This is a genomic window from Bordetella sp., from assembly GCF_051960075.1.
Lineage (GTDB): Bacteria > Pseudomonadota > Gammaproteobacteria > Burkholderiales > Burkholderiaceae_B > Bordetella.
In genome coordinates, this window is record NZ_JBQCER010000021.1 from 21,565 (window position 1) to 39,829 (window position 18,265).

The 18,265-nt window shown below is 65.8% G+C and carries 18 protein-coding genes; 7 read left to right on the plus strand and 11 right to left on the minus strand.

The annotated features are described in order from the left end of the window. Positions 1 to 29: 29 nt before the first annotated feature. From ACTHJ1_RS02580 to ACTHJ1_RS02590, 3 genes are read right to left on the minus strand one after another with little or no spacing between them, the layout of a single operon-like run. Complete coding sequence (locus tag ACTHJ1_RS02580) at positions 30 to 590, minus strand: lipocalin family protein (protein WP_440187222.1); 561 nt, start codon at positions 588 to 590, stop codon at positions 30 to 32. A gap of 4 nt (positions 591 to 594) precedes the next feature. Then, positions 595 to 762 carry a DUF2256 domain-containing protein gene (locus ACTHJ1_RS02585; RefSeq protein ID WP_440187225.1) on the minus strand — a complete coding sequence of 56 codons (168 nt, stop codon included), beginning with the start codon at positions 760 to 762 and terminating at the stop codon, positions 595 to 597. Between the two features lie 16 nt (positions 763 to 778). Next, complete coding sequence (locus tag ACTHJ1_RS02590) at positions 779 to 2,308, minus strand: cryptochrome/photolyase family protein (protein ID WP_440187228.1); 1,530 nt, start codon at positions 2,306 to 2,308, stop codon at positions 779 to 781. A gap of 213 nt (positions 2,309 to 2,521) precedes the next feature. Between ACTHJ1_RS02590 and ACTHJ1_RS02595 the strand changes: the two genes are divergently transcribed. From ACTHJ1_RS02595 to ACTHJ1_RS02605, 3 genes are read left to right on the plus strand one after another with little or no spacing between them, the layout of a single operon-like run. Next, positions 2,522 to 3,508 (plus strand): MerR family transcriptional regulator, encoded by a 987-nt coding sequence (locus ACTHJ1_RS02595; protein ID WP_440187231.1) that lies wholly within the window; start codon positions 2,522 to 2,524, stop codon positions 3,506 to 3,508. Between the two features lie 42 nt (positions 3,509 to 3,550). Then, positions 3,551 to 4,276 carry a GTP cyclohydrolase I gene (folE, locus tag ACTHJ1_RS02600; RefSeq protein WP_440187234.1) on the plus strand — a complete coding sequence of 242 codons (726 nt, stop codon included), beginning with the start codon at positions 3,551 to 3,553 and terminating at the stop codon, positions 4,274 to 4,276. 6 nt (positions 4,277 to 4,282) lie between these two features. Continuing rightward, on the plus strand, positions 4,283 to 4,870 hold the full coding sequence (locus ACTHJ1_RS02605) for an RNA polymerase sigma factor (RefSeq protein ID WP_440187237.1): 588 nt from the start codon (positions 4,283 to 4,285) through the stop codon (positions 4,868 to 4,870). A gap of 82 nt (positions 4,871 to 4,952) precedes the next feature. Here the strand turns inward: ACTHJ1_RS02605 and yddG are convergent, their stop codons facing one another. Continuing rightward, complete coding sequence (gene yddG / locus ACTHJ1_RS02610) at positions 4,953 to 5,843, minus strand: aromatic amino acid DMT transporter YddG (protein WP_440187240.1); 891 nt, start codon at positions 5,841 to 5,843, stop codon at positions 4,953 to 4,955. A 119-nt stretch (positions 5,844 to 5,962) separates the two neighbouring features. Between yddG and ACTHJ1_RS02615 the strand changes: the two genes are divergently transcribed. Beyond that, the gene (locus ACTHJ1_RS02615; protein ID WP_440187243.1) at positions 5,963 to 6,514 is read left to right on the plus strand and encodes an isochorismatase family protein; all 552 of its coding nucleotides are present in this window, start codon (positions 5,963 to 5,965) and stop codon (positions 6,512 to 6,514) included. Positions 6,515 to 6,546: 32 nt separating this feature from the next. Beyond that, positions 6,547 to 7,179: a trimeric intracellular cation channel family protein gene (locus ACTHJ1_RS02620; RefSeq protein WP_440187246.1), complete on the plus strand. Its 633-nt coding sequence runs from the start codon at positions 6,547 to 6,549 to the stop codon at positions 7,177 to 7,179. A gap of 25 nt (positions 7,180 to 7,204) precedes the next feature. On the opposite strand, the gene pyk is transcribed toward ACTHJ1_RS02620, so the two are convergent. The 3 genes from pyk to ACTHJ1_RS02635 form a co-directional block, all read right to left on the minus strand. Further along, complete coding sequence (gene pyk, locus ACTHJ1_RS02625) at positions 7,205 to 8,647, minus strand: pyruvate kinase (protein ID WP_440187249.1); 1,443 nt, start codon at positions 8,645 to 8,647, stop codon at positions 7,205 to 7,207. After that, on the minus strand, positions 8,644 to 9,390 hold the full coding sequence (locus ACTHJ1_RS02630) for a YkgJ family cysteine cluster protein (RefSeq protein ID WP_440187252.1): 747 nt from the start codon (positions 9,388 to 9,390) through the stop codon (positions 8,644 to 8,646). Before ACTHJ1_RS02630 ends, pyk begins: the two co-directional genes overlap by 4 nt. Positions 9,391 to 9,454: 64 nt before the next feature. Further along, on the minus strand, positions 9,455 to 10,408 hold the full coding sequence (locus tag ACTHJ1_RS02635; RefSeq protein WP_440187255.1) for a phosphoribosyltransferase: 954 nt from the start codon (positions 10,406 to 10,408) through the stop codon (positions 9,455 to 9,457). A 55-nt stretch (positions 10,409 to 10,463) separates the two neighbouring features. Here ACTHJ1_RS02635 and ACTHJ1_RS02640 point away from each other — a divergent pair, with 55 nt between their 5' ends. Then, positions 10,464 to 10,865, plus strand: a complete 402-nt coding sequence (locus tag ACTHJ1_RS02640; RefSeq protein ID WP_440187258.1) for a hypothetical protein — start codon at positions 10,464 to 10,466, stop codon at positions 10,863 to 10,865. Positions 10,866 to 10,909: 44 nt separating this feature from the next. Further along, the gene (locus tag ACTHJ1_RS02645; protein WP_440187261.1) at positions 10,910 to 11,659 is read left to right on the plus strand and encodes an alpha/beta fold hydrolase; all 750 of its coding nucleotides are present in this window, start codon (positions 10,910 to 10,912) and stop codon (positions 11,657 to 11,659) included. 69 nt (positions 11,660 to 11,728) lie between these two features. Here ACTHJ1_RS02645 and mdoH read toward each other — a convergent pair whose 3' ends face one another. The 4 genes from mdoH to ACTHJ1_RS02665 all read right to left on the minus strand — a co-directional run bounded on the left by mdoH (position 11,729) and on the right by ACTHJ1_RS02665 (position 18,072). Then, on the minus strand, positions 11,729 to 14,191 hold the full coding sequence (mdoH, locus tag ACTHJ1_RS02650) for a glucans biosynthesis glucosyltransferase MdoH (protein ID WP_440187264.1): 2,463 nt from the start codon (positions 14,189 to 14,191) through the stop codon (positions 11,729 to 11,731). Beyond that, the gene (locus ACTHJ1_RS02655; protein WP_440187267.1) at positions 14,172 to 16,043 is read right to left on the minus strand and encodes a glucan biosynthesis protein G; all 1,872 of its coding nucleotides are present in this window, start codon (positions 16,041 to 16,043) and stop codon (positions 14,172 to 14,174) included. The genes mdoH and ACTHJ1_RS02655 overlap by 20 nt, the downstream gene beginning before the upstream one ends. Before the next feature lie 139 nt (positions 16,044 to 16,182). Continuing rightward, on the minus strand, positions 16,183 to 16,923 hold the full coding sequence (locus ACTHJ1_RS02660) for a hypothetical protein (protein WP_440187270.1): 741 nt from the start codon (positions 16,921 to 16,923) through the stop codon (positions 16,183 to 16,185). Positions 16,924 to 17,004: 81 nt separating this feature from the next. After that, on the minus strand, positions 17,005 to 18,072 hold the full coding sequence (locus ACTHJ1_RS02665; protein ID WP_440187273.1) for an NAD(P)H-dependent flavin oxidoreductase: 1,068 nt from the start codon (positions 18,070 to 18,072) through the stop codon (positions 17,005 to 17,007). Positions 18,073 to 18,265: the final 193 nt, after the last annotated feature.

An 18,265-nucleotide genomic window follows, 5' to 3' on the forward strand; every position in this document is an offset into this window, starting at 1 on the left:
GCAGTTGCCGCTACGCCGCCCGGGTCGGCTCAGGGCCGCGTTTGCGGGACCCAGATCAGCTTGCCCGTATCGAACCCGAGGCGGTCCGCCTGGGCGACGAGCCGGGCTTTGATCGCGTCGGGCAGGTGCGGCGTGCGCGACAGAATCCACAGATAGCTGCGGTCGTTGCCGGCGACCATGGCCCAGCCGTAGTCCGGGTCCAGCGCGATCACGTGGTAGCCGCCATAGAACGGCCCGAAGAACGAGACTTTGAGCGAACCGACGTCGGCGGGGCCGTTGAAATAGGCGCGGCCATGGGCCGCTTTCCAGCGCGACGATTTTGCATCGTAGCCGCGGTTGACGACGTCGATGCCGCCGTCGCCGCGCGGCGCATACGTTGCGGTCACGTCGGTCAGGCCGCGCTCGAAGGAGTGATCGAGCCGTGCAATTTCATACCAGCGGCCTTCATAGCGTTGGGCGTCGAAGCCTTGCACGGGATGCATGCCGGCCGGCGGCTGGGTCGAGCAGCCGGCGAGCAGGCAGGCCGCCAGCGCGCCCAGGCCTGCCGCCACCAGGCGCTTGAAGGGCAATGCGAGGGTGTTTCGGATCATGGTTTCAGCCTCCTTCGAGGGGTTGGCGCTGCCGCCGGCAGCGTTCGGAGCAATATTTGACGCCGTCCCAGTCGCGGGCCCATTTGCGCCGCCATTGCATGGGGCGCCCGCAGCGTTCGCAGGGCTTGCTCGGCAACTGGCCTTTTTTGTATTTGACGGCTTGAGGCTTCACGGTATGGGGCGTCGGGTCAAAGTTCGTCGAGGTGTTCGAGCCAGTGCTGTGCCTGTTGCTTCAAGGAGTCCCGGGCGTCCTCGGGCATCGAGGCCAGTTGACGATAGGTCAGGGCCAGTCTGGGGTTGCGCTCGAACCGCGGGGCGTGTTGCGCGAAGAAGTTCCAGTACAGCGCGTTGTAGGGGCAGGCGCCGCTTCCCGTGCGCTGCGTCGGTTTGTAGCGGCAGCCCTTGCAGTAGTCGCTCATGCGCTGGATGTAGGCGGCGCCGGACACATAGGGCTTGGTGGCCATGCGTCCGGCGTCGGCGTATTGGCTCATGCCCAGCGTGTTGGGCAGCTCCACCCACTCGAAGGCGTCGATGTAGACGCCGAGATACCACTGATGCACCTCGCCCGGCGCCAGCCCGGCCAGCAAGGCGAAGTTGCCGATGATCATCAGACGCTGGATGTGATGCGCGTAGGCCAGATCCAGCGACTGGCGCAGCGCCAGCGCCAGGCATCGCATATGGGTTGCGCCGGTCCAGAACCAGCGCGGCAAGGGCCGGCGATGATCGAGCGCATTGTCGTTCGCCGCGTCGGGCATGCGCGCCCAGTAGTAGCCGCGCACGTACTCGCGCCACCCCAGGATCTGTCGCACGAAGCCCTCGACCGCGGCCAGGGGCGCGCGGCCATGGCGCCATGCGTCGCAGGCGCGCGCCACGACCTCGCGCGGGTTCAGCATCTTGGTGTTGAGCGCGAACGACAGCAGCGAGTGAAACAGCAGGGGTTCGGCGCTGGCCATGGCATCCTGGTAGGCGCCGAAGCTGGGCAGGCGCTGCGCGATGAACGCGTCCAGCTGCGCCAGGGCCTCGGTCCGATTCAAGGGCCAGGGGAAATTGTCTGCGCGCGGGGTGCCGAACGTTTGCACGCCGTGCGCCTGCACGGTGTGCCATAGCTCGCGATGGTCATGCGCGGGCAGCGTCGTTGGCGCAACGGCCGGATCGCCGCGCCAGGGCTTGCGATTGTCGTCGTCGAAGTTCCAGCGCCCGCCTTCCGGGGCGCCGTCGGGGCCGATCAGGACGCCTGTGGTGCGGCGCATGTGCCGATAGAAAGTCTCCATGGTCCAGCGCCCGCGCGCGCCGAAGAGCCGGGCCAGCTCGTCGCGCGAGGTATAGAAGTGCTCGCTGTCGACTTGCGTCACGGGCACCCCTGCGCTGACCGAGAAGTCGGACAGGATCCGGTCCACGCGCCACTCGTCGGGCGCCTGGTAGTGCAGCGCCGTGGCCTGATGTTGCCGGATCAGAAACGCAAGATTGGCGGTGAGCGACTGGCGATTGTCAGGCTGGTCGAGTGTCAGGTAGTGGACACGGTGTCCGCCGCGCCGCAGCCAGTCCGCGAAGTCGCGCATGGCGGCAAAGATCGCGATGACTTTCTGGGCATGGTGCAGCACATAGTCGGTCTCCTGGCGCACCTCCATGAAAACGTGGACCACGTCGGCATCCGTCCGGGAAAACCAGCTGTGCAGCGGGTTGAGCTGGTCGCCGAGCACGAGTCTGAGGATAGTCATGGTGATCCGAGTTTCGAATTCAAATTGAATCCAAATAAGATATATATCGAGTCATTCTGCTGGGGTGATTTTGACGAACTGGCGGTGATTCGTAAAGTCAAGGTGTGTTGTTTCAATTAAATGACTCTATTTGAGTCAAAATAGTTTGACGTTTAGATTCAATATGAATATATTTCGGCATCGATCAATTCTTCCTGTCCCATCAGGCCGTCCATGAGCCCCACCAAACCAATACAGACCGAGTCCGATCGCGGTGTCCGCAGCGGCCAGGCTGCCAATCTGGTCGGCATGCCGGTGGCCACGCTGCGCATATGGGAGCGCCGCTATGGCATCGTCGCGCCGCAGACCACGGCATCGGGGCAGCGGCTGTATTCCGCGCAAGACATCAAAAGGCTCAAGCGCCTGAAGGCGCTGGTCGAGAGCGGCTATGCGATCGGCTCGATCTCCCGCCTGGACGACGCTCAGCTGGCTGCGCTCGAAGCCGGCCGCTCCGCGCCGTTTCAGGGCACCGCGCAGGGCGCCGCAGGCGCCGCGCAGCAAGAGCTGACCCTGGCGATCGCCGGCACGGCGATCGCCGAACGCATCGTTGAAGATGCCGCCGAATTGAAGCGGCTCGGGTTTCGGATCGGCCCGACGCTTGCCGGCCTGGAAGCGCTCGAGGCGCTGGGGCAGCGAGCCGGCGATGTGTTGATCGTCGAACTCTCGGGGCTGCAGGACAACGTCGCCGATCGCATCGTGAAGGCGGTACGTGGCGCCGGCTACCGCGCGGTCGCCGTGGTCTACGCATTTGGCGCCAATAGCGCGGCGGAAAACCTGCAGCTTGCCGGCGTGCGCCTTTACCGCAGGCCGGCCAACCGCTGCGAGGCGCGCCAGATGCTGCGCGATCTGGCCCGCGATGCCGGCGAAGGCTTGCTGCTGCCGCCCGGCGGCGGGCGCCAGCACCGGCGCTTCGATGAACGCGAATTGAAGGCCATGACCGAACTGGCCCAGAAGGTCACCTGCGAGTGTCCGCGCCACATCGTCGATCTGGTCCTGCAGCTGGGCGCATTCGAGACCTACAGCGACAACTGTTCGATCGAGACGCCGGCAGACAGCCTGCTGCATCAGCTGCTGGGCGATATTTCCAACCAGGCGCGCCATGCCTTCGAAATGGCGCTGGAGCGCGTGGCCGCGGGTCATCACGACGCCACGCCGTCTTAATTCGCGGGATCCTCCCCGAATCCCGTCGATGGAGAAATGAAAATGGATGCAATGGTCAAGGATATGCCCGCCCTGGTCGAGACGCCCGACGGCACGCCGTTGTCGCTGCGGATCCGGCAGCGCCTGCTCAGTGCGGGCACGCGGTTTCACGCCAACGACAACATCGCCGATTATCTGTGCGACGGCGAGATCGAACTGCTGCAGGACGAGGTCGCCGACCGGATGCAGGAGGTGCTGCGTGCGCTGGTGATCGACGTCGACAGCGATCACAATTCGCGCGAGACGGCCCGGCGCGTGGCCAAGATGTTCGTAAGAGAGGTCTTTTCCGGCCGCTATGAGCCGGCGCCCGATGTCACCGAGTTTCCCAACGTGGAGCGGCTCGAAGAGTTGATGATCGTCGGCCCGGTCACGATCCGCAGCGCCTGCTCGCATCACCTTTGCCCGATCATCGGGCGCCTGTGGATCGGTGTGCTTCCCGATCAGGACTCGAACCTGATCGGCCTGTCCAAGTATGCGCGCCTGGCGCAGTGGATCATGTCGCGCCCGCAGATTCAGGAAGAAGCCATCAAGCAGCTGGCGGATCTGCTCGAGTCCCGGCTCGCGCCCAAAGGGGTTGCGGTGGTACTGGAGGCCGACCATTTCTGCATGCATTGGCGCGGCGTCAAGGACGACCAGTCGCAGATGGTCAATAGCGTGATGCGCGGCGCATTCGTCGAGGATAAAAGCCTGCGCGCCGAGTTTCTCTCTCTGCTGCCCAAGCGGGGTTGACGCAGCATGGCCGGGCCTAACTTGCCGCCGGATGCCTTGCGCGATCTGTTCGCGCAGACGGCTGCAGGCGATATGGCCGCATTCGAGCGTCTGCATCACGACACCCGTGCCGCACTGCACGCGCTGGCCGTGCGTATCGCGTGCAGGCACGAGGTTGCCGAGGAAATCGTGCAGGAGACCTTCGTCAAGGTCTGGCGCCATGCAGGCAGTTTCGACCCGGACAAGGGATCGGCGTTTGCCTGGATGGTGACCATTCTGCGCCATAGCGCCGTCGATCAACTGCGCCTGGACGTCAAGCACGCCGATGCCGTTTGCATCGACGAGCACGGCGACGTGGCGTTCAACGGCGCAACGCCCGATCAAATCGCCATCGGCAGACAGGAGGCCAGGCGGGTCGCGAATCATCTGTATCGCTTGCGCCCCTCGCAGCGTCAGGCGCTCAACCTGGCTTATCTGCAGGAGCGCACGCACGAGGAAATCAGCAGCATCATGCAGGTGCCGACCGGCACGGTGAAATCGTGGGTGCGTCGCGGGCTGCAACACCTGCGCGCCCAGCCGCCGAGAGTGGCGGGCCTGGAAAGCTGCGCGATGTAGCCAGCCCTACCGGCCCAAGGACAGGGCCGAGCGCGCCGGCGCCCGCCGGCGGCAAAAAAGCGATGCGGCCGGTTGTCTGCGATTAATGGCCGGCTCGGCTGCGCGTGGCCAGCCAGCACAGAATGGACCCGCCGCACACCATGCTCGCGCCCAGCCAGAAGTTCGCTGAGAGCGGCGCGTGCAGCAGTCTGGCGGCCAGGGCCGCGGAAATGACCGGGATGAAGTAGGACGCCCCGGCCAGCACCGTGACGTTGCCGTGCAAAATTCCCACGTTCCAGGCCGCATAGCCGAACCCCATCGCGGCGGCCGCCAGGGCGAGATAGACGATCGCCTGCAGACTGAAATGCATCGCGGCGCCGTCCGAGCCCAGGTATTTGAGCCACAGCACGGCGGCGACCAGCATGAAAAACGGCGTCACGCCGTTTTTGCCGTCTGCGATGCGCGCGGTGACCGTGCAGTACGCCGCCCAGATGATCGCACCGAGAAACGACAGACCGTAGCTGAGCGGGTTGTCCTGGATGTTGGCGAGCATCTCGAAGGGATCGAAGCCGTGCGCGCCGCCCAGCACCCAGCAGATTCCGGCCATCGAGAGCAGAAAGCCCGGCACGATCAGAATGTTGGCGCGATGCTTGTTGAACAGAATGGCCGACACCATCGTGAACGTGGGCCACAGATAGTTGACCATGCCCACCTCGATGGCCTGCCTGCCGTCATGGGCATAGCCGATGGACAAGGACAGGCAGAGTTCGTAAGAAACGAAGAGCAGTGCGCCCCAGACCAGATAGCGGCGCGGGAACGCGCTCAGTCTGGGGAAACCGACCGAGAGCAGCAGGAACACGGCACCCACGGTGTAGATCATGGCCGCGCCGCCGGTGGCGCCCAGATTCTCGCTGACGCCTCGGATGAGGCCGACGATCGAGCTCCACAGAAGGATGGCGACGAGGCCCGTCAGGGTGGCCTTTTTTTTGTTCATGCAGCGTATTCGTACTGGGTTTCGGCGGATTGCGATGAGCTCGGTAGGGCTCGCGCGATCCCGGGCGTTCCGCTATTTCACACTAAAATCGAAGATTCCAATTTTTCGGTTTTCCGCCCATGACTGCGCCGATCGATCGTCCCTATACCGCCCTGGTCGTGATCGATCTTCAAAACGACGTCGTGGCTCAGGCCTATCGGCGCGACGAGGTGCTCGGCAAGGTTCGCGCGCTCGTTGATCGGGCGCGGCAGTCGCGCGTGCCGGTCGTCTGGGTCCGCCATGGCGACGACGAACTGCAAGCGGGCAGCCACGCCTGGCAGATCGTTCCCGAGCTGGCCCCGGCGCCGGGCGAAGCCATCGTCGAAAAAGGCTATCGCGATGCGTTCGAGGCCACCGAGATGGAACAGGTGCTGGCCGGGCTCGGCGTGGGCAAGCTCATCGTGGCCGGCGCGCAGACCGACATGTGCGTGCGGTCGACGCTGCACGGCGCGTTCTCCCGCGGCTACGACGCGGTGCTGGTCGGCGACGCGCACACCACGGTCGACATGACGCATCTGGGCGCGCCTGCGCCGCGAGAGGTCATCAATCACACCAATATGTACTGGCGCAATCAGCGGGCGCCGGGCCGCTCGGGCGGGGTGGTCCAAAGCGACGACGTCGTGTTCGAATAGCGGGCCGCCTTTTCAAAATAGGACAACGCATCGTGCATCCCCACGTCCACACGGTGTATGCCTTTCTCGATCTGGTCGGCACATTTGCGTTTGCGGTCAGCGGCGCGGTCGCCGCGCGGCAGAAGCGGCTCGATCTGTTCGGCGTCGTATCGGTGGCGTTCACGGTCGCGTGCGGCGGGGGCATTTTGCGCGATGTCTGCATCGGCGCGACACCGCCGGTGGGCTTGTCCGACTGGCGCTATCTGGCGGTATCGCTGGCGGCGTCGGCGCTGGCGATCATCGCGTATCCGCAGGTGCGGCGTCTGCGCCAGCCGGTGCTTTTCTTCGACGCCATCGGGCTGGGCCTGTTTGCCGTGTCGGGCGCGGAGAAGTCGCTCGTTTATGGGCAAAGCGTCGAACTCGCGATCATTCTGGGCACGGTCAGCGCGGTCGGCGGCGGCGTGATGCGCGACGTGCTGCTCTCGCGCGTGCCCGCCATTCTCGAAAAAGACATCTACGCCCTGGCCGCGCTGCTGGGCGCCGCAGTGCAGGTGGGGTTCATCTATGCGGGCTGGATAGACTGGTGGACGCCGTGGTTTGCCACCGCCGTGTGCGTTCTGGTGCGGCTCGCCTCGCTGTATTTCGGCTGGCGCCTGCCGGTGTTCGGCGACGATGCCAGGCGGTGAGCCGCTCGCGTGAGCGGCCGGTTGCCTATTCCACCGGCAATATCTTCAAGCCGTTCGTGCCGCCGCTATCGCGGTAGACATCGCCCTTGGTCAGGATGACCCAGTCGCCGGCGTTCACCAGGCCGCGCCGCTTCAGTTCGGCGATGGCCACGTCGCTGAGCACGGCCGGATCGTGCGCCGTCGGGTCGAAGGGAACGGTGTACACCCCGCGAAAAAGCGCGACGCGGTTCTGCGTGATGGGGTGCGGGCTGTAGCAATAGATCGGCACGCCCGAGCGGATGCGCGACATGATGAGCGGCGTGTGGCCGCTCTCGGACATGGCGATGACGGCCTTGATGCCGGGAAAGTGATTGGCGGCGTACATCGCGGCCAGCGCGATGGTCTCGTCGCAGCGCGAGAAGGTTTCTTCCAGCCGGTGATGCGAATGCGTAGTCGAAGGGTTTTTCTCGGCGCCCAGACAGATGCGGGCCATGGCCTCGACCGCTTCGATGGGGTATTGGCCGGATGCGCTCTCTGCCGACAGCATCACGGCATCGGTGTAGTCCAGCACCGCGTTGGCCACGTCCGAGACTTCGGCGCGCGTGGGCATGGGACTGGAGATCATCGATTCCATCATCTGCGTGGCGGTGATCACCGTCTTGTCCAGGGTGCGCGCGTGCTGGATGATGCGCTTTTGGATGCCGACGAGCTCGGCGTCTCCCACTTCGACGCCCAGGTCGCCGCGCGCCACCATGACGCCATCGCTGGCGCGGATGAGCGAGTCGAGCGCTTCGTCATCGGCTACGGCCTCGGCCCGCTCGATCTTGGCGATGATCCAGGCCTGGCTGCCGGCGGCGCGCACCAGCGCGCGCGCTTCGTCGATGTCCGAGCCGTAGCGCGGGAAAGAGACGGCGATGTAGTCCAGCTGCAGGGCTGCGGCGATCTTGATGTCGACGCGGTCTTTGTCGGTGAGGCTGGGCGCGGACAGGCCGCCGCCGCGGCGGTTGATGCCTTTGTTGTTCGACAGCGGGCCGCCGATGGTGACGGTGGTCTGCACGCTGTCGGCGCCCACGCTGTCTACGCGCAGCACCACGCGGCCGTCGTCCAGCAGCAGCTCGTCGCCGGGACGGCAGTCGTGCACCAGTTCGGGGTACTCGATGCCGACGATGTCGGCATTGCCCGCATCGTGCGGGTGGCTGTTGGACAGCGTGAAGGCCGCGCCGACCTTGAGCACGACCTTGCCTTCGGCGAAACGGGCGATGCGTATCTTGGGCCCTTGCAGATCACCCATCAAGGCCACGAAGCGCCCGTACTTGGCGGCGGCTTCGCGCACCAGCCGCGCGCGTTCGCGGTGATCGTCGGCGCTGCCGTGCGAAAAATTAAGGCGGGCGACGTCCATGCCCGCACGCACCAGCGCTTCGATGCGCTCGGGCGACGAGGTGGCGGGGCCCAAGGTGGCGACGATCTTGGTGCGGCGCAATACGGTCATGACAAGCCTTTCGGGAAGAAGTCCCGGATGTCGGCGACATCCATTTCGCCGATTTGCGCGGCCAGCAGATGCGGCACGCGCGCGTCGAAAAGCGGGATGGGAACCAGATGGTCGGGCTGCAGTTCGCAGAGTTTGTCGGAAGGCGCCATGCTCAGACAGCTTCGGCAGACCATGGGGCGGTGTTCGTAGATGGCGCATTTGCCGCCCTTGCCGGGCGGCAGGCTGGTCTCCACGGCGAGGAAGGGGCAGGGCCAGTCGTACGTATGGCCTATGCCCGGCCGCGATGCCACGGCGGTTTCGGTGCCGTTTGCCGCATGGCTTCGGGGCGGCGGAGATTCGGGAGCGACGCCGATGGCCTTGCCGATGAGCTGGGCTTCGACGCGGGTGATGGTGACGGGCGTATAGCAGCAATGCGAGCAATGACTGGTCATGCAGGCCGACAGGGGCTGTGCGATCTGGTTCAGTCGCTCGGTCAGCTCGCGCAGCCAGGCCATGCGCGTTTCGCGCGGCAGGTTCTCGTCTTGCGTGGCCTTGACCAGGACGGACAGGGTAGAGCGGTCCGCCGCCAGGCGCTGGCGGACTTTTTCTACCTGCCCGGGCGCATAGGCATTGGCCCGCTCATAGGCCAGGCGCAGCGGTTCTGGCAGGTCGGAGGCGCTTTGCGCGACTTGCGCGTCGGTTTGCTCGCGGTTGGCGGCAAAAATCTTTTCGATCTGGGCGATCGTCAATACCTGCTCTTGCATGGTGTCCGATAAATGGATGCGGAGGGCCAGGGCATCATTCTAGGTGGAAATGACGGCCGCCTTATCAAGGGTGTACCCGGGCATGATCGGGCGTAGCGGCGATGCGCCGGCTGCGCCGGGCATGGCAGTCGTAATGCCACACCACCACATGCGGCAGGCTGGCGATGTGCTCGGCCTGAGCCAGCTCGCTTTCGATATATTCGGTGATGCCCAGCTCGATCAGCATGCGGCGCTTGAATTCGGCCGGCGGGATGTCCAGTGACGGCCGCAGCAGCATGCGGGACGGGGCCAGGCCGTGGCGGTCGAGCCAGGCCTGGGTGCGGTCGCGGTCGCTTTCCAGCCTGCCGGAAATGATGAGGCCGCCGTCGCGCCAGTGGGGCGGCGGCGGCAAGGCCGGCTGCCGATCGCGCGCGGCCAGCGCGGCCTGCAGATCGCTGGCGTACAGATCCGCGGGGACGTCGTCCAGGAAGATGCCGTCCAGGTCGAATGCGGTGAGCCAGCCGGCCAGATCGTCGTTGCCCGTGCGGTCGGGCGAGGTGTGGGCCAGCTGCGAACGCTCCCAGGGGAAAAGATAGCGTTCGTCCGCCTCCAGTTTGACGCCGTAATAGTCGGGCACGTGGCGGCTCAGGTCGTCCCAGCAGATCACCATGAGGTCGACGTTGGCGCCGCGCTGTTCCAGCGCTTGCCGCACGCGCTCGAGCGTATGGCCCTTGCCGGCCACGTCTTCCACCAGCAGCAGACGCGAGGGCCGATGCGCAGGCAGGTTGTGCAGCAGCGGCGTGCCGGTAGCGCGGTCGTAGTAGGCCGTGGCATGCGCGATGCCGGTCATCTGGCTGAGCATGGTGGCCAGGTAAAGGCCGCCGCGCGCCAGGCCCACGATGGCGTCATAGCGGCAGGCCATGACTTCGCGGCGATGGTGCAGGGCGATGTTCTCGATGTCTTGATACGAGAACCAGCGGCGGCGTTCGAGGCCGAGGTCGACGGGCGTGCCGACGGGGAAGTGGGGCGCGGGATGCATGACGCGGACGGATGTGCGATTTGGATTACGATGAGAGTCTTTCTTGCGCTTCGTCATGCATTCTAGTCTGCCTATCCGCACTGCCTGCCCGCCCGGCGCCTGCGTCTGCAAGCGCGAGGCGTTGTTGGCGGACCCTCGGGCCGACCAGCGCATTCTGCTGCTCACCAAGGCGGAAGAAAGCAGGCTCGTCGCGCATCTGGAAAGCGTCGAAACCTTGGCCGATTTGCGGCGTATGCAGGTGAAGATGCTGGACCTGCTGGGCATGGTGGTGCGCATCGCGCCCGGCGCCAACGAGGTTCGCACGGTGCGCGGTTTCGAGATCCGCATCGAAGACATGCCGGGCTTGTGCAGCAAGACGCGGCAGGCCATCCCGGCGGCCATACGCCGGGGCCTGGAGCGCCGGCCCGACATCGCGTATGCGATCCTGAACGAAAACGATCTGCTCGCCGATACGTGACGAGCGCCGCGGCGCGCATCGCGTCATAAAGGGAGTATCAAGCCATGATCGATCCGGCCGGCGATTCAGCCACTGCCGCCCAGCCCCGTACCTACGTGCTCGTGCACGGCGCCTGGCACGGCGGGTGGTGCTGGGATCGCGTGGCGCGCATCCTGCGCTCGCATGGGCACCGCGTTTTTGCGCCGACGCTCAGCGGGCTCGGCGAGCGGGCGCATCTGCTGTCGCCGCAGATCGATCTGCGGGTGTTCATCCAGGACGTGGTCGACGTGTTCGAGCAGAACGATCTGCGCGAGGTGATTCTGGTCGGGCACAGCTTCGGCGGCCTGTCCCTGATCGGCGCTGCCGACCGCATCCCGCAGCGAATACGCCAGCTGGTGTTTCTGGACGCGATGGTGCTGTGCGACGGCGAGTCGGCGTTCTCGAGCCTGCCCGCCGACGTGGTCGCCAAGCGCACCAAGCTGGCGATGGAAACCAGCAATGGGCTGTCGATTCCACCCCCTTCGGCGCGCGCGCTGGGCGTGTCAGACCCGGAGCAGGCCGCGTTCGTCGAACGGCATTGCACGCCGCATCCGTTCAGAACATTTACCGACCGCATGGTCGTGCAGGGAGCCCCCGGCGGCGCGCTGCCCAAGGCGTATATCCAGTGCGTCGATCCGGTTTATGCGCCGCTGCAGGACAGCCGCGATTTCGTCAAAAAACAGAAGGACTGGACCTGGGACGAGATCGCGACGGGGCACGATGCCATGGTGAGCGCGCCGGCCGAGCTCGCCGGCAAATTGCTGGCGTTTGCGTAGAAACGCAGCAGCCCCAAAAAAAATGGGCCGACTTGTTGTCGGCCCATTTTTTTTGTTTGCGCGGCGATGTCAGTCGGCCGCTCGTGTCGACTCGCGCTCATGCTTGATCCAGGCCAGGCGATGCAGCTGTGCCATGGCGACGGGGTCGTCCAGCAATTTGAGGCGCTGCGTTTCCGTCAGCTCGGCGATGTTCTCGGCGGCCTGATAGACCAGCGCGCGGCGCGCGGCCAGATTGGCCGGAACGGGACGGTGGCGGGCCGTGCCCATGGCGCAGGCCATGGCATTGACCACTGGATCCATGACAGCGTCGTCGAAGGTCGGATCATTCTTGCTGTTGTCGCGCGCGGCGTGCGTGTACAGATGCGTGTCCTGCAGTTCTCTGGGCGGGCGCATTTCTTCGGGGATGCGAAAGAGATTGCGCTTGATGGTGCGCAGGCCCGGTTCGAGCCGGCTGGAATACACCGACAGCGGGATGATGAGCAGCCAGGCGGCCAGGATGGGAACCATCCATGTGAGGAAGATCGGGTTGAGCCAGGCCACCAGCGCCGCCCAGGCGATGCCCAGCAGGGTCTGCGACGCGTGCCGGCGAATGGATTCGCTCCAGGGCGTGTCCTGCGCGTCGCGGTGGGGCGAGACCCACTTGGCCTTCAGACCCAGGAAGGCCGCGACCACGAAGCGGGTATGGAAGATCATGCGCACGGGGGCCAGCAGCATCGAGAACACCACTTCGAGCAGCATGCTGTGCAGCGCCTTGAGGCGGCCGCCGTAGTCTTGCGGATCACGGAACCAGATGCGCAGCAGAGCCAGCACCTTGGGCAGAAAGAGCAGCACGAAGGTGGTGGAGAAGAGCGCGATGGCCTTGTCCGGATGCCATTGCGGCCAGATCGGGAAGAGCTGGCGCGGTTCGACGAAATATTGCGGCTCGGTCAGCGTGTGCACGGCCAGGAGCGCGGTGGACAGGGCCATGAAAAGAAACCATAGCGGCGCCGACAGATAAGACATCACCCCGGTGAGAAACACCGCGCGGTGCACCGGATGAAAGCCGTCGATCAGGAACAGCCGGAAGTTCATCAGGTTGCCGTGGCACCAGCGCTGGTCGCGCTGCAGCTCGTCGAGCAGGTTGGGCGGCAGCTCTTCGTAGCTGCCCGGCATGTCGTAGGCGATCCAGACGCCCCAGCCGGCCCGGCGCATCAACGCGGCCTCGACGAAATCGTGCGACAGAATGGCGCCGGCGAACGATCCCTTGCCCGGCAGCGGCGCGAGAATGCAGTGCTCCATGAAGGGCGCCAGGCGGATGATGGCGTTGTGCCCCCAGTAGTGCGATTCGCCCAACTGCCAGTAGTGCATGCCGGCGGTGAACAGCGGGCCGTAAACGCGCGTGGCGAACTGCTGGATGCGCGTGTAGAGCGTGTCCATGCCGCTGGCCTGCGGCGCGCTCTGGATGATGCCGGCCGTGGGATTGGCCTCCATGAGCTGCACCAGCGACTTGAGGCACTCGCCGGTCATGACGCTGTCGGCGTCCAGCACCACCATGTACTGGTAGTGCGCGCCCCAGCGGCGGCAGAAGTCGTCGATGTTGCCGCTCTTGCGCTTGACGCGGCGCCGGCGCCGGCGATAGAAGATGCGGCCGAAGCCGCCCACGACCTTGCACAGTTGCAGCCAGGCCTTTTGTTCTTCGATGCAGATGTCGGCCTTGTAGCTGTCGGACAGCACGAAGACGTCGAAATTCTTGTACGAGTCGGTGCGTGCGAGCGATTCGTAGGTGGCGCGCAGGCCGGCGAAGACGCGCGCGACGTCTTCGTTGCAGATGGGCATGACCAGGGCGCAGCGCGCGCCTTTCTCGGGCAGCGGCGCATCGGACAGGCCGCGCGCGGAGATGCTGTAGCGGTCGCGGCCGATCATGAGCTGCAGAAAGCCCATCATGGCCGTCCAGAAGCCGGACGAGACCCAGCCGAACAGCAGCGCGAAAAGAATGAGGATGAGGATTTCGAGCAGGTTGCCGCCCTGGTAGGGCAACACGCCTTTCATGTACCAGGTGGCCACGGCGGTCTGCACGGTCACGCCCGCGAGCAGGACCATGCGGCGCCGGCTGCCGGCGCGACGCCAGGGGGCGCCGTCGTCGTCGCGCAGGGTGGCTCGGGTGATGGGCGGCGCGGGCGGCGGGCCGTTGCGCAGGCGGCGCCACAGGCGCACCAGCGGATTGGTCACCCAGGGCACGGGTGCCAGGGAAGAGCGCGCATGCGGCGGCATGGCGGCGATCTCGGCGCCGGACGCATCGCTGTGCATGACGCCCGCGGCCAGGGGCCCCGCGCCGACACCCAGCATCAGCCGCTGGCCTTCGGAGGCCATGGAGGGTTCGTTGACCGTGCCGTGCTGGCCGATGGCTTCGTGCAGCGCCGTCCAGGGGTCTTCGCCCTGGGCGACGGCTTGGTCGATCTGACGCTGCAGTACCTGGCGCTGAGCCTCGGGCAGGGGCAGGCGCTGCAGGTAGCCGTGGATCAGGCCGTCGTCCTTATTTGGATTCAGGCTCATTGCTGCTGGGCGGCATTTGATAGGACCAGGTTTCCGATAGCGGCGTCTGCCCGCTCATGAGCGTGGCGCGCATTTCCACCGGCTTGGCCGGATCCTTGACGTTCACGCGCAGGGTCAGTCGGCGGCCGCCGGTAACGGGGTTGGGGCGCACCGTGTTTTCGACGATCTGGCCGTTTTCGTTGGACGAGACGTTGGCGGTGACGGTCGCGTCGGCCGGCAGGTTTTCGAGCGAAGCGCCGACGAAGTCGACGATGAAGGTCGTGCTGCCGTCGCTGCGGCGGATCAGATCGGGACCCTTGACTTCGTCGCGCGAGCGACGCGTCTGCATGACCCAGGCCAGCGGCGTGTCGTGGATGCGCTGATTGTTGAGCGTCCAGGTCATCTTGTATCGGACGTCCAGCGGCGTGCCCGGCTTGGGCAGCGCTTCGGGCACCCAGAAGGCCACGATATTGTCGTTGGTCTCGTCGGGTGTCGGGATCTCGACCAGCTGGACGCTGCCTTTGCCCCAGTCGCCCACGGGTTGGATCCATAGGCTGGGACGTTTTTCGTAGTGATCGTCGAGGTCTTCGTAATTATGGAAGTTGCGCGCACGCTGCAGCAGGCCGAAGCCGCGCGGGTTCTCCATGGCGAAGGCACTGACGGCCAGACGCTTGGGATTGTTCAGCGGGCGCCACAGCCATTCGTCGTTGCCCGTGTGCATGGCCAGGCCGTCGGAGTCGTGCATCTCGGGCCGGTAGTTGGTCGTGGGCGAGGGCTGATTGGAGCCGTACAGGAACATGCTGGTCAGGGGCGCGATGCCCAGGCGGCCCACGCGGTCGCGCAGATAGATGCGCGCCTTCACGTTCACCACCGTGTCGATGCCGGGGTGGAAGGTGAAGCGATAGGCGCCGGTGGCACGCGGCGAGTCGAGCAGCGCATAGACGACGATGTCGGAGGCGGTCTTGGCGGGCTTGACGATCCAGAACTTGCGGAAGGCCGGGAATTCTTCGCCCGAAGGCAGCGCCGTGTCGATGGCCAGGCCGCGGGCCGACAGGCCATAGGTCATGCCGCGACCGATGACGCGGAAATAGCTGGCGCCCAGGAACGAGGCCAGCTCGTCATTGGGCTTGAGCACGCTGTTGACCGGGTACAGGATCTTGAAGCCGGCAAAGCCCAGGCCCTTGAGCAGCTTGGGATCGATCTTCAGGTCGCCGTAGTTGAAGTCGTCGGGGTTGAACTCGATCGGATGCGCGGCGCCGTGCTCGTCGATTTCGTTGATCTCGACCGGCACATTGAAATGCATGCCTTCGGGATAGAAGCCCAGACGGAACGCCGAACCATCGTTGATCCAGTGCGAGTGGTCTTCGCGGAACTGGACGTTTTGATAGTTGGCGTACTTCAGGTCCTGCAGTTTTTCGGGCAGGTTGGGCGTGGGCTGCTTGTAGCGTTCCGAGGCCAGGTGGTGGGCCAGGTTTTCCACTTCGGAGAAAGCGAAGCGGGGGGCGGCCTTGGCGGCTTCCGGCTCGGCCTTATGCGCAGCGGGCTTGGCGGCGGGTTTGGGGGCAGGCTTGTGCTCGGCAGGGGGCTGGACGCGCGGTTTGGCTTCAGTCGGTTTGGTTTCGGCGGGCTTGGCTTCGACGGGCTTGGCCTTGGGTTTGGGCGCCTCGGTCTTGACCGCGGGTTTGGCCGGCTCGGGTGGAAGCTCGATGCGGATGACTTCCGCGTTGCTCGTGTCCACTTTCGGGATGGACTGTTGCTGCGCGGGTTGTGCGGGTTGTGATTGCGCGTAGGCCGCGCCGCTCAATAGTGCGGCGACGATAATGCTGGCGATCGGAATACTGCCGCGGATGCGGCGGGCGAAGGAAAAGGTCACGGCGTGGAGCCTTTTGCGATAACGGAAGAGGCGAAATGAAATGTTTGCACAGACGGCGATGGCAGATGCGGCCATGCCTGGGGCCTGGGCTCGCCAGGGCGCGCATCGTGCTGACCCGGGATGATACTCCCCTCCGGGATCAGCGCGAAGTGGCGTCCGGGGCCCTTCGCCAGATACGCCAGAGCAGCAGACAGAGCAGTCCGCAACCGAGCAGGATCAGCGCGGCCGCATAGATGGGCAGCAGACGGCCGGCGCCGCTCAGCGTGGCCGACAGGCTGCCCCGGATGGCGATGGGGGCGACGATGACGGCAAAAGCGAGCAGTATGCCGCCGATGGCCAGCAGGAACAGCGCCATCCAGCCTAGCTGCGGGATGGCGATGCGCTTGGGCGTGGCGGCCCTGGCCGGTTTTGATTTGGCTGCAGCAGGCTTGGCGACCTTGGCCGCCTTTTCGGCGGATTTGTCGGCGGCACGCGATTTGCCGGCAGGGTCGCCGGCTCGCGGCGCGGCGAACAGCATGAGCCCACGCCAGATTCCCGGCGCTGCGGCCAGGCTGCCGAAGCCGGCCAGGGCGCCCAGCAGTGCTTCGGGCGAGATCGGGCGCGGGCCGGCGAGCCAGCCGCCACCGGGCAGGCCGATGCCGGGCCAGGCGCCCATGTGGCCATAGAGCGCGTGGCCGGCTCCGTAAAGGGCGGCCAGCGCGGCCGCGATGACGGCCAGCACGGTCAGGGCGCCGGCGGCGTCCTGGGCGCGCCGGTCGATCGGCAACAGCATGACCAGGGCGAGTATTTTCAGGCACAGCCAGGTCGCCGCGGCCAGCAGCGCGGCGCTGGTCAGAGACAGGGCGAAGCCAAAGAGAAAGCGGGTGAGAAACAGCAGCATGGGACTTGCCGCCGCCGGTAAGAAGCGGCGGGCGGCATGACCTTAGCACATTGCGACCGGGCAGCTGGCGCAGCGCCTGCGCTAGGCGTGCATTTCGGCCCGAAGCGTGCGCACCAGGTCGGCGGCGGGCAGCGCGCGCGACAGGCGAAACCCCTGGCCGGCCCATTGCGCGGCGAAGTCGGCGCTGCCCCTGGCCTTGGCGGCCGCATGCAAGGCCTTGCCCGCGTCGTAGACGATGGGGTAGTCGGGCAGGGCCGGGCACTCGGGGGCGGCGCCCAGGGCCGTGAGCCGATTGGCGAAACCGCGTGCGGGCCTTCCGGAAATCGAGCGGGTCATGACCGTGACGTGAGCGCCGTCCTGCGCCAGCAGGGCCTGCCGGTAGGCGGCGTCGGCGCTCGATTCGGGGCAGGACACGAAGGCGGTGCCCAGTTGCGCGGCCTGCGCGCCCAGCGCCAGGGCGGCTGCGATGCCCGCGCCGTCCATGATGCCGCCTGCGGCGATCACCGGCAGCGGCGAACGCGCGACCAGCAGGCGTGTCAGCGCCAGCGTGCCCAGTTGTTCGTCGGGGCCGTCGGGATCGAAGATGCCGCGGTGGCCGCCTGCCTCGATGCCTTGCGCCACGATGGCATCGATACCGGCCGCCTCGATGCGGCGCGCCTCATCCAGACTGGTGGCGGTCGCCATCAGATAGCAGCCGGCCGCACGCAGGGCGCCGATGCGTTTGGCCTCGGGCAGGCCGAAATGAAAACTCACCACGGCCGGGCGTTCGTCCAGCAGCATCTGCAGCATGTCGTCGTCGGCCACGAAGCTGGCGTAGATCTCGCGCAGCTGCGTCGGCGGCTGCGCGCCGAATTCGGCGAAGCTGGGCGAGAGGTAGTCGATCCACGCCTGCTCGCGCGCGGCATCGGCCCGGGCCGGCTTGTGGCAGAAGAGGTTGACGTTGAACGCGCCTTGCGTGAGCGCGCGGGTCTGCCTGACGGCGTCGCGCGCGGCGGCGGCGCTCATTGCGGCCACGCCCAACGACCCCAGGGCGCCGGCATTGGAGACTGCTGCGGCAAGCGCTGGGGTGGCTGTGCCGGCCATGGGGGCCTGGATGACGGGATGGCTCAGGCCCAGGCGGTCCGTGAGGAGCGAGTCGGTCTTGTTCATGAGGGCACGGTAGTAGCTTGGGCCTCGTTGCGCAAGTTGAGTTAGCCTAGCAAGGTCTTTCAACGTCGCAAGGCGCCGCGCGTCGGCCCTGGCTATTCTGGTTGATCATGGCTCTGAGTCGTGGGTATTTTTTTATTAGCTTAGTGTTTATAAATTTTATAGGGCATTACTATTTAGGCCTTCGCCTGATATC